Source organism: Corynebacterium kalidii, from assembly GCF_022869005.1.
Lineage (GTDB): Bacteria > Actinomycetota > Actinomycetes > Mycobacteriales > Mycobacteriaceae > Corynebacterium > Corynebacterium kalidii.
On the sequence record NZ_JALIEA010000016.1, the window covers coordinates 198,997 to 211,494 of the forward strand.

Genomic DNA, 12,498 nt, shown 5'->3' on the forward strand with positions numbered 1-12,498 from the left:
CAGGTGAATGCAGGTCAGACTTTTCCTCTCAACCTGTCGATGGCCGCGCGACCCGGCCGTACGGTGTTGTCGACGACGATGTCGTCCGGGTCCACGGCGGCATCCACACCGTCCACGGTCAGTGGCGGGGTCGCGTTGTCGCCGGACGTCCGGTCCGCCGCGAGTTTCTCGATGACCTGGCGCTTGACCAGGGCCAGGGCCAGCGGCCCTTCGTCGGCGTCCTGGACGGTCAACCCGATCCGTCCCACCGTCCGGCCACCGGCCTGCACCGCCGCGCCGACCTCCGGCAGGGACTGGCCGGACCCGTCCAGCTGCAGTACCACGAGATGGCGGGGAGGCCGACCCAGGTTGTGGACCCGCGAGACCGTCTCCTGGCCGCGGTAGCAGCCCTTGTTCAGGTGCACCGCCGCGGACGTCGGCCCGTCGTCGGCGCGGGCCAGCCGGGTGGCGCCCTGCATGTCCGGGTCGTCCGCACCGGTGCCGCCGATGAAGAAGGGTACCTCGTGCGGGATCACCCGGTCGTCGGTGTCGACGCCGAGCAGCGGGTGACGGTCACGGATCCGCAGGGCGTCCGCGGCCCACCCGCCGACCGGGCGTGCACCGGCGGCGACCAGGGCATCCCACGTGCCGGTCAGCGCGGCGGTGTCCACCCACAGGTCGGTCACCGGGTGCCCGCCGAGGGTTCGTGTGGCCCAGTAGCGGACCTCCGGCGCGGTGACGCCGTCCGGTACCCCGGTGCCGGCCGCCGACGCCGGGGAGGTGGCCGGGTTGACCACGCTGAGCAGCGACAGGTCCGGGGTGGATACCTCGACCTTCGCCCAGAAGACCATGCGTGCCAGGAAGTCCGCCAACGCCGCGGCGTCCGCGTCGCCTGGGGCGTCCAGGAGGAGGACGTCGTCGTCGACGGCGGAGATCCCGAAGGCGTGCTCGACGCGGCCCTGGATGTCCAGGATCAGGCCGCGGGTGGACGTCCCCACCTGTATCGCGTCGACTTTCTGGGAGATCAGGTCGTTCAGCCAGGTGGCCGCGCCCGGCCCCGACACCAGGATCGCGGTGTGGGACCAGCCGTCGATCACCCCGGTGTCCCCGTCGTCGACCTGTGACTGCTCGATGAGCGGCCGTCCGTAGTGCCTCGCCGTGGCTGCCAGGAGTTCCCGGTGCCCGTCGGAGGTCGAACCGTCTTCCGTGCTTGCCCCCGGTACGTGGTCGACCAGGGGACTGTGCGTCTGACTCACACCACCCACCCTAGTACCGATCGGGTCCGGTGTCAGGGGAGAGCCCCTAGACTGGTCGTCATGAGCGACCTGAACCCCAGCCTGAACCCCCGTGACATCGCCGTCGACGTGCATCCCGCCGGCGGCCCGGCCCCGGAGGTCATCGACTCCACGGTCCCGGTGATCCACATCGACGACCTGGCTGCACGACGCGGGGACGGCATCTTCGAGACGTTGATGGTGAGGGGTGGCCGGGTGCGTAACCTCGACCTGCACCGCGACCGTTTCGTGCGGGGGGCGTCCCTGCTGGACCTGCCCGCGCCCGACGTCGACCGGTGGCTGCAGGCCACCGACACCGCGCTCGCGCAGTGGGACGCCGTGGGCGGCGGCGAGGCCTCCCTGCGCTGGATGTACTCCCGGGGACGGGAGTCTACCGGGGAGGTGACCGGCTGGGTGACCGTGACCGCGGAGGCGCCGTCGGTGTTGCGGCAGCGCGAGCAGGGGGTGCGGGTGATGACGGCGCACAGGGGCTTCAGTCTCAGCATCTCCGACGACTCGCCCTGGGCGCTCGTGGGGGCGAAGACGCTGTCGTACGCGATGAACATGGCGGCGCTGCGTCACGCGGCGTCGCAGGGGTTGGACGACGTGATCTTCATCGGCGACGACGACCGCGTGCTCGAGGGGCCGACGTCCACCGTGGTGGCGGTGACGGGCAGGACGCTGTCCACACCCAGCCAGCAGGCCGGGGTGCTCCCGGGCACGACCCAGGCGGCGATGTTCGCCCTGGCCCGTAGCCGCGGGTGGGAGACCGTGCAGCGGCCGTTGACGGTGGCGGACCTGCGGGCCGCCGACGGGGTGTGGCTGGTGTCCTCGGTGCGCATCCACGCCCGGGTCACCGAGTTGGACGGGGTCACACTGCCCCGCCCCGACGTCGCCGCGGAGGTCGAGGCGTTGGCCGTGGAGGCCGCCACGGCGTGAGGGGCGGGCCCCGGGAAAGGGGGTGTCAGCCGATGACGCGGGTCAGCTCGGCGGACATCCACGGTGCCAGCTCGGTGGCGGCACCGTCGGCGGCGTTCTCGACGCGCTCGTCGACCCAGCCGAGGTTGTTGTTCGGCATCAGGCCGTAGATCCGCTTCCCGGGGCCGAAGGCGCGGGGGCCGGTCTCGGAGGCCAGGGTCGAGGCGCTCTCCAGTTCCCACGCACGCTCATTGCGGGGGCGGCCGTACATCACCTCGACCACGCCGGTGCTGTGCACGGTGAGGAACTCGATGTCGTCGTTGTCGCTGATGCGCAGGAAGCCGGTCTCCCGGACGTCCTGGCCGGTGGCCTCGCCGTTGGCGTCGAGCCGCCAGATCCGCGAGTTGTAGCTGATGTAGTTCTCGCCGTCGTGGGCGAAGACGATCTGCTGTCCGAAGGCGTAATCCTCGGCGCCGTCGACCGGGGAGGCGTGACCTTCGCCGCGCCACACGCCGACGAGGGGGAGCAGCGCCAGCAGTCCGTCGTGCAGGTTGGGGCCCTGACGCAGGTTCGCGGTGTCCTCGGCGACGGGGAGGTCACCGAGGGTGGGGATGTTGCGCCCGGCGGTCTGCTTGGCCTGCTCTTCTGCCCGGGCGACGGCGTCGTTGCCTGAAATGGGGTTCTCGCTAGTCATGTCTGACAGCGTACCGGGTCTGCCGGGGGATCAGAGTCCCGCCTGCTCGTCCTCGTCCAGCGGGCGCGACCGCGGGGCGAGGTCGGTGACGCTGACGCGGGTGTAGTTCTGCTCCGCCTCGACGAACAGGGTGCCGCCGGCGGTGTACACCCGTCGCGGCGGGCTGCGGAAGGGGAGGTCCCCGCCGGGGAGCTCCAGGGTGAAGGCGTCGAGGACCTTCTCCGCGACGTCGTCGTCGACGTCTCCGGGCGCGGTGGAGTCCGGGGTGTCGGTGATCTCCGTCGGGGTGAGGTAGACGTCGCCCTGCCACACCCGGAGTCGGACGCCGACCTCGTAGCGTCCGGAGTCCTCCTCCGCCAACCCGGCGGGCGTGCCGGAGAGGTAGGCCTCGGTCTCCCACCCGCCGGTGGGGGAGGAGTCGTCCTGGGAGGTCAGGCCGAGGTCTGCGATGCCCATGCGTTCGCCGAGTTCGACGGTGTCCATCTGGATGCGGGTGAACACCTCCTGGGCGGGGGCGTCGGAGAAGTCACCGGACAACACGGCGTCCCGGCCGAGGGTGATCTTCGTGGCGGAGGAGGAGACGGTCACCCGTCCGAAGCCGGGGATCTCCACGTCGGTGGACTCCACGTGGATCGAGGGCACCTTGTGGGTGAAGACGGCGGCGAGGTAGGGCATGCCGGTCACCTGGACGTGGGGTGGGGTGGCCAGGTGGGACTCCCGGAAGATCCGGTCGGAGATCCGCTTCTCGACCCGCGCGGCCACCAGGCTGTCGGCGACCACGGCCACACCGAGGGTGGCCGTCAGTGCCGCGACGACGATCAGGACGACGGTCGTCACCGTGCGGCGGGGACGGCGTCCGGTGCTCTGCGGGGTGGTCTCGGCGGTGGTCTCGGTCACCGCCCCAGCATACAAAGGCACCGGGGCTGCGACGAATGTGTGGATTGTTACGTCTTCGTTTCGATGCTGTTGCACTGGTCGGTCGCCGCGATTGTGCAGGTCCGGCCGGTGTAATGTGGTGACGGTGCCGGAACGGAGCGTTCCCGGCGAGTGACACCGACGGAAGGACGACGGCCGTGAAACTGACCGTGCTCTCGGACAAGAACGAGGTCTCGGAGGTGCTTCCCTCGCTGGCACTGCTGTCCCACGAGGTGTTGCTCCTCCCGCCGGCCCCGGCGTCCGTGAAGGAGATCGGCGGTGCCGAGGTCGTGATGATCGACGTCACGGGGAGCAACCTGCTGGGCGCCCGCGACCTCTGCCGTTCGGTCGCCGCGGCGTACCCGACGTTGCCGGTGTCCGTCGCCATCGAGGAGACCAGCGTCATCGCCCTGGACGGGTCGTGGGCGGTGGACGACTTCCTGCTGCCCGCCGCGACCCCGACCGAGGTCGACGCACGGCTGCGGATGCTGATGACCCGCCGTCCCGTGCCTGTCGAGGAGGCGGAGGACAGCCAGGTCGCCACGATCGGCGGACTGATCGTGGACGAGGTCACCTACGTCGCCCGTGTCGAGGGGCGCCCCCTGGACCTGACCTACAAGGAGTTCGAGCTGCTGTACTTCCTGGTCAAGCACGCTGGCCGGGTGTTCAGCCGGGAACAGCTGCTGCAGGACGTGTGGGGGTACGACTACTTCGGCGGCACGCGCACCGTCGACGTGCACGTGCGCCGTCTGCGGGCGAAGCTCGGCCACGAGTACGAGAAGGTCATCGCCACGGTGCGTAATGTGGGGTACAAAGCCGTGGAGCTGGACGCCCCCTGAGACGCCCCCTGACATCCCCGAGGAGAGCCGTAATGAACGCCGAGAACACGCCGCTGACCCCCCTGTACCGGGAACTCCACCCGACCACCGGTACCGATGGCGCCGACGGAATCGACGGCGTCCGCGCGCTGCTCGCCGACGTGGAGGCGGCCGACGGGGTGGCGCCGTACAGCGAGGCATTCCTGCGCAGTCTCGACGGGGACGTCGACAGCGGCGCCGACGGCTACCGGCACCTCACCGCGCAGTTCGACGGCCGGGTCGTCGGCGTGCTGTCGGTCAACCCGTCCTACGTCGCCGAGATGGCGGTGCTCCCGGACGTGCGGCGTCGGGGCGTGGCCAGCGGGCTGCTGCGCGAGATGGGGCGGCAGCTCGACACCGAACGGCCGCTGAGTGTGTGGTCCCACGGCGACCTGGACGCGGCGAAGGGGTTCGCCGGTGACCGACGTGCCCGCACCGTGCGTGAACTGCTGAAGATGTCGGTGGACTGCACCGACGCCGACCGCCGGGCGGCGTTGCTCGCCGGACGGGACGAGGCCACCGCCACGGTGCGGGGCGAGGGGCTCGACGTCATGGACTACCCGTCGGCCTGCGAGGCCTTCGGCGCCGACCACGTCGACGCGGAATGGGTCCGGGTCAACAACGAGGCGTTTGCCTGGCACCCGGAACAGGGCGGCTGGGACCTCTCCAGGCTGATCGCCGCGCGCGACGTCGACTGGTTCGACCCGGCCGGGGTGATCCTCCTCTTCGACGGCAGTGAATGCCTGGGGTTCCACTGGACGAAGCGCCCCGCGGGCGACACCCACGGCGAGGTGTACGTGGTGTGCCTGGCCGACGCCGCGCGCGGACGTGGCCTCGGCGGGCCGGTGACGCTGCTGGGGATCGGCCATCTCCTCGACGGCGGCGCCGAGGCGGTGGACCTCTACGTGGAGGGCGACAACGCCCCGGCGGTGGCCACCTACCGGAGGCTCGGCTTCGAGGTCGTGCACCGGGACGTCGTCTACCGTGGCATGATCTGACGGTCTCCGCCCGTCGACCGGGGATATGTTCATCTTCCGTTCACCTTCGGCGGGTCTCGTGTTCACCGGCGGACTCTAGGGTCCTACATGACGTAAGCCCACAACGCATGTTTAAGGATGCCCCACTGTGAAGACCCTGACTACCCGTCGCCGTGCCATGACCGCCGCAGCGGCGACCGTCGCCGCCGGCTCGTTGATCCTCACCGGCTGCTCGAACTCCGGCAGCGGCGACGGTGGAGCCGACACCGAGAGCTCCTACGACCTCACCAACTCCCAGGGTGAACTGCGCGGCGAGGGCGCGAGCTCCCAGCAGAAGGCCATGGAGCAGTTCGGCGTCGCCTACTCCTCCGCCGTCCCGGGAGCCACCCTGGCGTACAACGCCACCGGGTCCGGCGCCGGCCAGAAGCAGTTCATCGCCAACCAGGTGGACTTCGGCGGTTCCGACTCCGCGCTGGACGAGGAGCAGGCCGCGGCCGCCGCCGAGCGCTGTGGCGGCAACGATGCCTGGCACCTGCCGATGGTCGTCGGCCCGGTGGCCGTGGCCTACAACCTCGAGGGCGTCGACGACCTCAACCTGTCGGTCGACACCGTCGCGAAGATCTTCAAGGGCGAGATCCGGAACTGGAACGACGGGGCCATCGCCGCGGAGAACGAGGGTGTGGACCTGCCGGACGAGCCGATCGACGTCCTCTACCGCGCCGAGGAGTCCGGTACCTCCGACAACTTCCAGTCCTTCCTGAAGACGGCCACCGACGGCGAGTGGGAGACCGAGGGCAAGACCTTCCCGACGAACGTCGGTTCCGGTGCCCAGGGCTCGTCCGGCGTCGCCGACCAGGTCAAGGCCACCGACGGTTCCATCACCTACGTGGAGTCCGGCTTCGCCACGGCCAACGACCTGGGCATCGCCAACATCGACTTCGGTGCCGGCCCGACCGAGCTCAACGCCGAGACCGTGAACAAGGCACTGGCCGAGGTGTCGTTCTCCGGGGAGGGCAACAACCTGGTCGTCGACTCCGAGGCGCTGTACGCGATGAAGGAGGAGGGGGCCTACCCGCTGGCACTCACCACCTACGAGATCGTCTGCTCCGCCGGCTACGACGAGGAGACCGCCGGTCAGGTCAAGGACTTCCTGCACACGATCCTGGACAACCAGAACGAGCAGCTCGAGGAAGCCGGCTACATCCCGCTGAGCGGCTCCTTCAAGGAGAAGCTCGAGACCGCCGTCGACGCACTGCAGTAGCTCCTGTCTGCAGACCACCAGCACCAGTGACCGTGAGGTAGCCACTTTTATGTCCCACTCCATCGGTGACACGGACGGTTCGGTGACGGCCCCCGTCCCCGCCACCGGCGTGCCACAAGACCCTGCGCCGTCGACCGGCCCGTCCGGTAACGTGCCGGTGGTGAAGAAACGAGCCACCAAACGCCCCGGCGACCGGATCTTCGAGTCCCTGTCGACCGGCGCCGCCGTGTTCATCACCGTGATCATCGGCGCCATCGGCCTGTTCCTCATCCTCCAGGCGATCCCGGCGCTGTCACGCGAGCGGGACGGGCTCCTCAGCTTCTTCACCTTCGGTGACCGCTGGAACCTGAACTACGCTGCCAACGACGGCGGGTGGATGCAGTTCGGTATCCCGAACCTGTTCTTCACCACGGTCATGGTGTCCGTGCTGGCCCTGATCATCGCGATGCCGGTGGCACTGGGCATCGCCATTTTCCTGTCGAACTACTGCCCGAAGCGGGCCGTGCGTCCGCTGGGGTTCGTCATCGACCTCCTGGCCGCGGTGCCGTCGATCGTCTTCGGTATCTGGGGTATGCAGGTGCTCGGGCCGGCGCTCGGCGGGTTCTACGAGTGGCTCGTCGGGTGGGGTGGCGGCTTCTTCCTCTTCGACTGGCAGCAGGGGACCTCCCCGGCGTTCTCGACGAGCCGGAACATCTTCACCGGTGGCGTCGTGCTCGCCATCATGATCCTGCCGATCATCGCCGCGACCGCGCGGGAGGTCTTCGTGCAGACCCCGCGCGGACAGATCGAGGCCGCACTCGCCCTGGGAGCGACCCGGTGGGAGGTGGTCCGCATGACCGTCCTGCCGTTCGGCAAGTCCGGGTACATCTCCGGCGCGATGCTCGGCCTCGGCCGGGCGCTCGGTGAGACCATGGCGCTGTACATGGTGATCGCCTCCGCCCCGGGCTTCCGGGGCTCGCTGATGGACGGTGGCACGACGTTCGCCACCGCCATCGCCAACGCCGCCCCGGAGTTCAACGACGACCTGAAGGCGGGCGCCTACATCGCCGCCGGACTCGTGCTGTTCATACTGACCTTCCTGGTCAACGCCGCAGCGCGGGCGTTGGTCAACAACCGAAAGTGAGGAGGACGAGAACCATGACCGCCGCAGCCCCGTCCCCCAGCAGTCTCGAACAACGACCACACGCCGCGCTCGCCCCGAGCGGGTTCAGCGACATCTCCACCGGACGCAAGTTCCGCAACAACCTGGCCACCTGGGTGATCTACGCGACCATGGGGATCGCGATCCTCCCGCTGGTCTGGGTCCTCTTCGTGCTCGTCGAGCGCGGTCTGCCGGCTCTCCTGAGCCCCGACTGGTGGGCCTACGACATGTTCGGCCAGCTGTCGAACGTCGCCGGTGGAGGTATCTCCCACGCGATCATCGGTACGCTGACCCAGGCCGCGGTCACCACGGTGATCTCCGTGCCGGTCGGTGTGTTCACCGCCGTCTACCTCGTGGAGTACTCCCGTGGCGGGTGGCTGGGACGCACCACCACCTTCATGGTGGACATCCTCACCGGTGTCCCGTCGATCGTGGCCGCCCTGTTCGTCTACGCGATGTGGATCACCATGTTCGGCTTCGAGCGCTCCGGCTTCGCCGTGTCGCTCGCGCTGGTGCTGCTGATGATCCCGGTGATCGTCCGGAACACCGAGGAGATGCTGCGCATCGTGCCGATGGACCTCCGCGAGGCGGCCTACGCCCTGGGCGTCCCGAAATGGAAGACGATCATGCGGATCGTCCTGCCGACCGCGCTGTCCGGCATCGTCACCGGCATCATGCTCGCCGTGGCCCGCGTGATGGGCGAGTCCGCACCGGTCCTGATCCTGGTCGGCGCGACCCCGGTGATCAACTGGAACGTCTTCGACGGCAACCAGAACTCTCTGCCCCTGTTCATGCTGGAGATGTACAAGCTCCAGGCCAGCGACGAAGTGCTCTCCCGGCTGTGGGGGGCCGCGCTGACCCTCGTCGTCATCATCGGTGCGCTGAACATCGGCGCCCGGATCATCTCCAACAAGTTCTCGATCAAGTCCAGCTGAGAAGAGTAAAGGTTCCCACGACATGGCCAAACGCCTCGACCTCAACAACGTCAACATCTACTACGGCGACTTCCACGCCGTGCAGAACGTGAACCTGGAGGTCCCGCCGCGGTCCGTCACCGCGTTCATCGGCCCGTCCGGTTGCGGGAAATCGACCGTCCTGCGCACGCTCAACCGCATGCACGAGGTCATCCCCGGCGCCTACGTCGAGGGAGACGTCCTGCTCGACGGCGAGAACATCTACGGCCGCAACATCGACCCCGTCGCCGTGCGCAACACGATCGGCATGGTGTTCCAGAAGGCCAACCCGTTCCCGACGATGTCCATCGAGGAGAACGTCGTCGCCGGTCTGAAGCTGTCCGGCGAGAAGAACAAGAAGAAGCTGCGCGAGGTCGCGGAGCGCTCGCTGCGCTCGGCAAACCTGTGGGAGGAGGTCAAGGACCGCCTCGACAAGCCCGGCGGTGGCCTGTCGGGTGGTCAGCAGCAGCGTCTGTGCATCGCACGGGCCATCGCGGTCGAGCCGGAGGTGCTGCTCATGGACGAGCCGTGCTCCGCCCTGGACCCGATCTCCACCCTGGCCGTGGAGGACCTCATCCACGAGCTGAAGGAGGAGTTCACCATCGTCATCGTGACGCACAACATGCAGCAGGCTGCCCGTGTGTCCGACCAGACGGCGTTCTATTCCCTGGAGGCCACCGGGAAGCCGGGGCAGCTGGTGGAGGTCGGTCCCACGAAGAAGATCTTCGAGAACCCGGAGCGCAAGGAGACCGAGGACTACATCTCGGGGCGTTTCGGATAGCTCTTTCCCACCCCCGCGACGGTTCTGTGCCAGAGTGGGGGCACAGTGGAAAGGAGTCGGTGATGGCACCGGTACATATCGTCCTGATGGGGGTGAGCGGCAGCGGTAAAGCTCCGCTCGCCGCAGAACTGCAGAAGCGCACGGGGTTCACGGCGGCCACCGCCGTGGAGCTGCAACCCGACGAGGTCCGGCGGAAGATGCAGTCGGGGGGCTTCCTCACTCCGGAGGAGCGGTTGCCGTGGGCCTACGCCATCCGCGACTGGCTCACCGAGCAGGCGGAACAGGGGAACTCCACCGTGGTGGTGAGTCTGGGGCTGGGACGCCGCGCACGCGATATCTTCCGAGAGGCCGAGGGGTTCGTGTTCTTCGTGCACGTGCACGGGACCGCCGACGTCATCCGGGAACGCTCGCTGAAGCGCACCGGGGCCTACCCCGACGAGGACGTCCTGCAGTCCCAGTACGCTGAGCTGGAACGTCTCCGCGCCGATGAAGCCGGCGTGCGGGTCGACGCCGCGCAGTCACCCGAGGTGCTGGCGGACGCCGCGCTGGCGGCACTGACCGTGGCCCGTCACGCGGACTAGGGGGCCAAGGGGGAGGGTGCCTAGAACGGGTCGGCGCCGTAGCGGCGGCGGATCTCGTCGAACTGCTCGCGCATCGTCTCCTGCTGTTCCTCGGAACGCCGCGACAGCTCGTACTCCTCCGGACGCTTCCCGGTCGCCAGGTACACCACGCGGGTGCCGATGTTCACGGCGTGGTCCGAGTAGCGCTCGAAGAAGCGCGACAGCAGCGTCACGTCCACCGCGGCGGAGACCGGGTACGGCCATTCCTTCTTGCCGGTAATGTGGAACATGTGCTCGTGGAGGTCGTCGACGGCGTCGTCGTCGAGAGCGAGCTCCATCGCCTTCTCGGGGTCGTAGGTGACCAGCACGTCGTGCAGCTTCCCGCCGATGCCGTCGACCAGGCGCGCCATCTCCCGGAAGTAGGGCTGGGTGATCTCCGGCAGCGCCGGTTCCGGGTGACGACGCCGCGCCATCCGTGCGACATGCACGGCGAGGGTGGCCATACGGGCGAGGTCCTCGACGATGTAGGTGCCGGAGACGACCTGTCGCAGGTCACGGGCCACCGGGCCTTCCAGTGCGAGGAGCTCGAAGGACCGTGTCTCGTTGCTCTGACGCAGTTCCTCCACTGCCGCCACGGAGCTGAGGACCTGCTCGGCGACGTCGATGTCCTGGTTGAACAGGGCGTCGCACGCCTGAGACATCATCTGACGGACCTTGTCGGCCATGACTGCGAGTTCATGGGCGAAGGTCCGCATCTGTTCCTGGTACACGGTGCGCATGTGGCCAGTGTACGGGTGGTAGGGCCACTTCGCTCGGTGAACACGGTGTACTTTCGTCCGAGGTATTACCCTCCGTTGGTGGCCGCCCCGTCCGCGTCCGGGTCCTCGGGGACCGCACTGGTGAGGTCCTCGGGGTCGTCCAGCCACCCGTCTGGCAGGGCGACCTTCCCGGGCGAGCCCTGGCGACCGCGGGGACCGTCGGCGTCGACCGCCCGGGCCTTCGAGTCCCACATGGGGTCGAGGACACCGCGCAACGACTCCAGATCGGTGATCTGCGACAACTGGCGGCGGATCTCGCCACCGGCGGGGAATCCGCGCATGTACCAGGCCATGTGCTTGCGCATCTCGCGGACGCCGTAGGTCTCGCCCTCGTGGGCGGACAGTAGCTCGGCGTGGCGCATGATGATGCGGCACACCTCGGCGAGGGTGGGCTCCTCGGGGACGGGGAGCCCCCGGAGGTTCGCCGACAGTTCGGCGAACAGCCACGGACGTCCCAGGCAGCCACGCCCGACGACGACCCCGTCGCAGCCGGTGCGGGCCATCATCGTCGCGGCGTCCGACGCCTTGAATATGTCGCCGTTGCCGAGGACGGGGACGCCGGTGCCGTCCATGTGCTCCACCAGCCGGGCGATCTGCTCCCAGTCGGCGGTGCCCGAGTACCGCTGTGCGGCGGTGCGTCCGTGGCAGGCGACGGCGGCCGCGCCCTCGTCGGCGGCGATGCGTCCGGCGTCGAGGTGCGTGTGGTGGTCGTCGTCGATGCCGACCCGGAACTTCACCGTCACCGGGATGTCGGAACGGCCGGCGTCGGCGACGGCGGTCACGGCCGCGCGCACGATGGAGGCGTACAGGCGCCGTTTGAACGGCAGCGCGGAACCGCCGCCCCGTCGGGTCACCTTGGGCACCGGGCAGCCGAAGTTCATGTCGATGTGGTCGGCGAGGTCCTCCTCGGCGATCATCCGGGCGGCACGGTAGGTGTACTCCGGGTCCGTGGTGTAGAGCTGCAGACTGCGGGGGTCCTCGTCCGGGGCGAAGGTGGTCATGTGCATCGTCTTCGGGTTGCGCTCCACCAGGGCGCGCGCGGTGACCATCTCGCAGACGTAGAGTCCGGCGACGCTGCCCATGCGCTCGCGTTCCTGCTCCCGGCACAACGTCCGGAAGGCGACGTTGGTCACGCCCGCCATCGGCGCCAGGACGACGGGGGAGTCGAGGTCGAAGCGTCCGATGGAGAGTGCTGGTGCTGGTTCGGTGGTCGTCGCGGTGCTCACCCCCTGATTCTCACACCGGGGAGGGGGAGGTGCAAAGCGGTGTGATGTCGACGGCAACTACACTCGGGAGTGTGCGGTCACACCCGCACGTTCCAGTGAACTGCCGTCGTTCCACGCCGGTGTGCTATCAATGGTGGTGGAGCT

General features: G+C 68.8%; 13 protein-coding genes. 8 read left to right on the forward strand and 5 right to left on the reverse strand.

The window, feature by feature from the left end; genetic code table 11:
- Nucleotides 1-14: 14 nt before the first annotated feature.
- Entirely contained in the window at nucleotides 15-1,235 is a 1,221-nt protein-coding gene (gene ygfZ, locus MUN33_RS10510; protein ID WP_369414955.1) for a CAF17-like 4Fe-4S cluster assembly/insertion protein YgfZ, read from the reverse strand.
- Between the two features lie 60 nt (nucleotides 1,236-1,295).
- Between ygfZ and MUN33_RS10515 the strand changes: the two genes are divergently transcribed.
- Complete coding sequence (locus MUN33_RS10515) at nucleotides 1,296-2,192, forward strand: aminodeoxychorismate lyase (protein ID WP_244804861.1); 897 nt, start codon at nucleotides 1,296-1,298, stop codon at nucleotides 2,190-2,192.
- A gap of 25 nt (nucleotides 2,193-2,217) precedes the next feature.
- Here the strand turns inward: MUN33_RS10515 and MUN33_RS10520 are convergent, their stop codons facing one another.
- Together MUN33_RS10520 and MUN33_RS10525 are read right to left on the reverse strand one after the other, a co-directional pair.
- The gene (locus MUN33_RS10520) at nucleotides 2,218-2,865 is read right to left on the reverse strand and encodes a heme-binding beta-barrel domain-containing protein (RefSeq protein WP_244804862.1); all 648 of its coding nucleotides are present in this window, start codon (nucleotides 2,863-2,865) and stop codon (nucleotides 2,218-2,220) included.
- A 30-nt stretch (nucleotides 2,866-2,895) separates the two neighbouring features.
- On the reverse strand, nucleotides 2,896-3,762 hold the full coding sequence (locus tag MUN33_RS10525; protein WP_244804863.1) for an LmeA family phospholipid-binding protein: 867 nt from the start codon (nucleotides 3,760-3,762) through the stop codon (nucleotides 2,896-2,898).
- Between the two features lie 176 nt (nucleotides 3,763-3,938).
- Between MUN33_RS10525 and MUN33_RS10530 the strand changes: the two genes are divergently transcribed.
- The 7 genes from MUN33_RS10530 (at nucleotide 3,939) to MUN33_RS10560 (ending at nucleotide 10,331) form a co-directional block, all read left to right on the forward strand.
- Entirely contained in the window at nucleotides 3,939-4,619 is a 681-nt protein-coding gene (locus MUN33_RS10530; RefSeq protein ID WP_244804864.1) for a winged helix family transcriptional regulator, read from the forward strand.
- Nucleotides 4,620-4,651: 32 nt separating this feature from the next.
- Nucleotides 4,652-5,635 (forward strand): mycothiol synthase, encoded by a 984-nt coding sequence (gene mshD, locus MUN33_RS10535; RefSeq protein ID WP_244804865.1) that lies wholly within the window; start codon nucleotides 4,652-4,654, stop codon nucleotides 5,633-5,635.
- 157 nt (nucleotides 5,636-5,792) lie between these two features.
- The gene (gene pstS, locus MUN33_RS10540; protein WP_244804899.1) at nucleotides 5,793-6,875 is read left to right on the forward strand and encodes a phosphate ABC transporter substrate-binding protein PstS; all 1,083 of its coding nucleotides are present in this window, start codon (nucleotides 5,793-5,795) and stop codon (nucleotides 6,873-6,875) included.
- Between the two features lie 49 nt (nucleotides 6,876-6,924).
- Entirely contained in the window at nucleotides 6,925-7,998 is a 1,074-nt protein-coding gene (gene pstC / locus MUN33_RS10545; protein ID WP_244804866.1) for a phosphate ABC transporter permease subunit PstC, read from the forward strand.
- Nucleotides 7,999-8,012: 14 nt separating this feature from the next.
- Nucleotides 8,013-8,951: a phosphate ABC transporter permease PstA gene (pstA, locus tag MUN33_RS10550; protein WP_244804867.1), complete on the forward strand. Its 939-nt coding sequence runs from the start codon at nucleotides 8,013-8,015 to the stop codon at nucleotides 8,949-8,951.
- Between the two features lie 22 nt (nucleotides 8,952-8,973).
- Nucleotides 8,974-9,750 (forward strand): phosphate ABC transporter ATP-binding protein PstB, encoded by a 777-nt coding sequence (gene pstB / locus MUN33_RS10555; protein WP_244804868.1) that lies wholly within the window; start codon nucleotides 8,974-8,976, stop codon nucleotides 9,748-9,750.
- Nucleotides 9,751-9,812: 62 nt separating this feature from the next.
- The gene (locus tag MUN33_RS10560) at nucleotides 9,813-10,331 is read left to right on the forward strand and encodes a gluconokinase (RefSeq protein WP_244804869.1); all 519 of its coding nucleotides are present in this window, start codon (nucleotides 9,813-9,815) and stop codon (nucleotides 10,329-10,331) included.
- A 20-nt stretch (nucleotides 10,332-10,351) separates the two neighbouring features.
- On the opposite strand, the gene phoU is transcribed toward MUN33_RS10560, so the two are convergent.
- Complete coding sequence (phoU, locus tag MUN33_RS10565; RefSeq protein ID WP_244804870.1) at nucleotides 10,352-11,089, reverse strand: phosphate signaling complex protein PhoU; 738 nt, start codon at nucleotides 11,087-11,089, stop codon at nucleotides 10,352-10,354.
- 65 nt (nucleotides 11,090-11,154) lie between these two features.
- On the reverse strand, nucleotides 11,155-12,354 hold the full coding sequence (gene dusB / locus MUN33_RS10570; protein WP_369414957.1) for a tRNA dihydrouridine synthase DusB: 1,200 nt from the start codon (nucleotides 12,352-12,354) through the stop codon (nucleotides 11,155-11,157).
- Nucleotides 12,355-12,498 lie beyond the last annotated feature (144 nt).

What these genes read in the sequence shown, in the direction of transcription:
- MUN33_RS10515 (WP_244804861.1), top strand. Translation starts at nt 1,296, where the DNA reads ATGAGCGACCTGAACCCCAGCCTGAACCCCCGTGACATCGCCGTCGAC.
- MUN33_RS10520 (WP_244804862.1), bottom strand. Translation starts at nt 2,865, where the DNA reads ATGACTAGCGAGAACCCCATTTCAGGCAACGACGCCGTCGCCCGGGCA.
- mshD (WP_244804865.1), top strand. Translation starts at nt 4,652, where the DNA reads ATGAACGCCGAGAACACGCCGCTGACCCCCCTGTACCGGGAACTCCAC.
- pstS (WP_244804899.1), top strand. Translation starts at nt 5,793, where the DNA reads ATGACCGCCGCAGCGGCGACCGTCGCCGCCGGCTCGTTGATCCTCACC.
- pstC (WP_244804866.1), top strand. Translation starts at nt 6,925, where the DNA reads ATGTCCCACTCCATCGGTGACACGGACGGTTCGGTGACGGCCCCCGTC.
- pstA (WP_244804867.1), top strand. Translation starts at nt 8,013, where the DNA reads ATGACCGCCGCAGCCCCGTCCCCCAGCAGTCTCGAACAACGACCACAC.
- pstB (WP_244804868.1), top strand. Translation starts at nt 8,974, where the DNA reads ATGGCCAAACGCCTCGACCTCAACAACGTCAACATCTACTACGGCGAC.
- MUN33_RS10560 (WP_244804869.1), top strand. Translation starts at nt 9,813, where the DNA reads ATGGCACCGGTACATATCGTCCTGATGGGGGTGAGCGGCAGCGGTAAA.
- phoU (WP_244804870.1), bottom strand. Translation starts at nt 11,089, where the DNA reads ATGCGCACCGTGTACCAGGAACAGATGCGGACCTTCGCCCATGAACTC.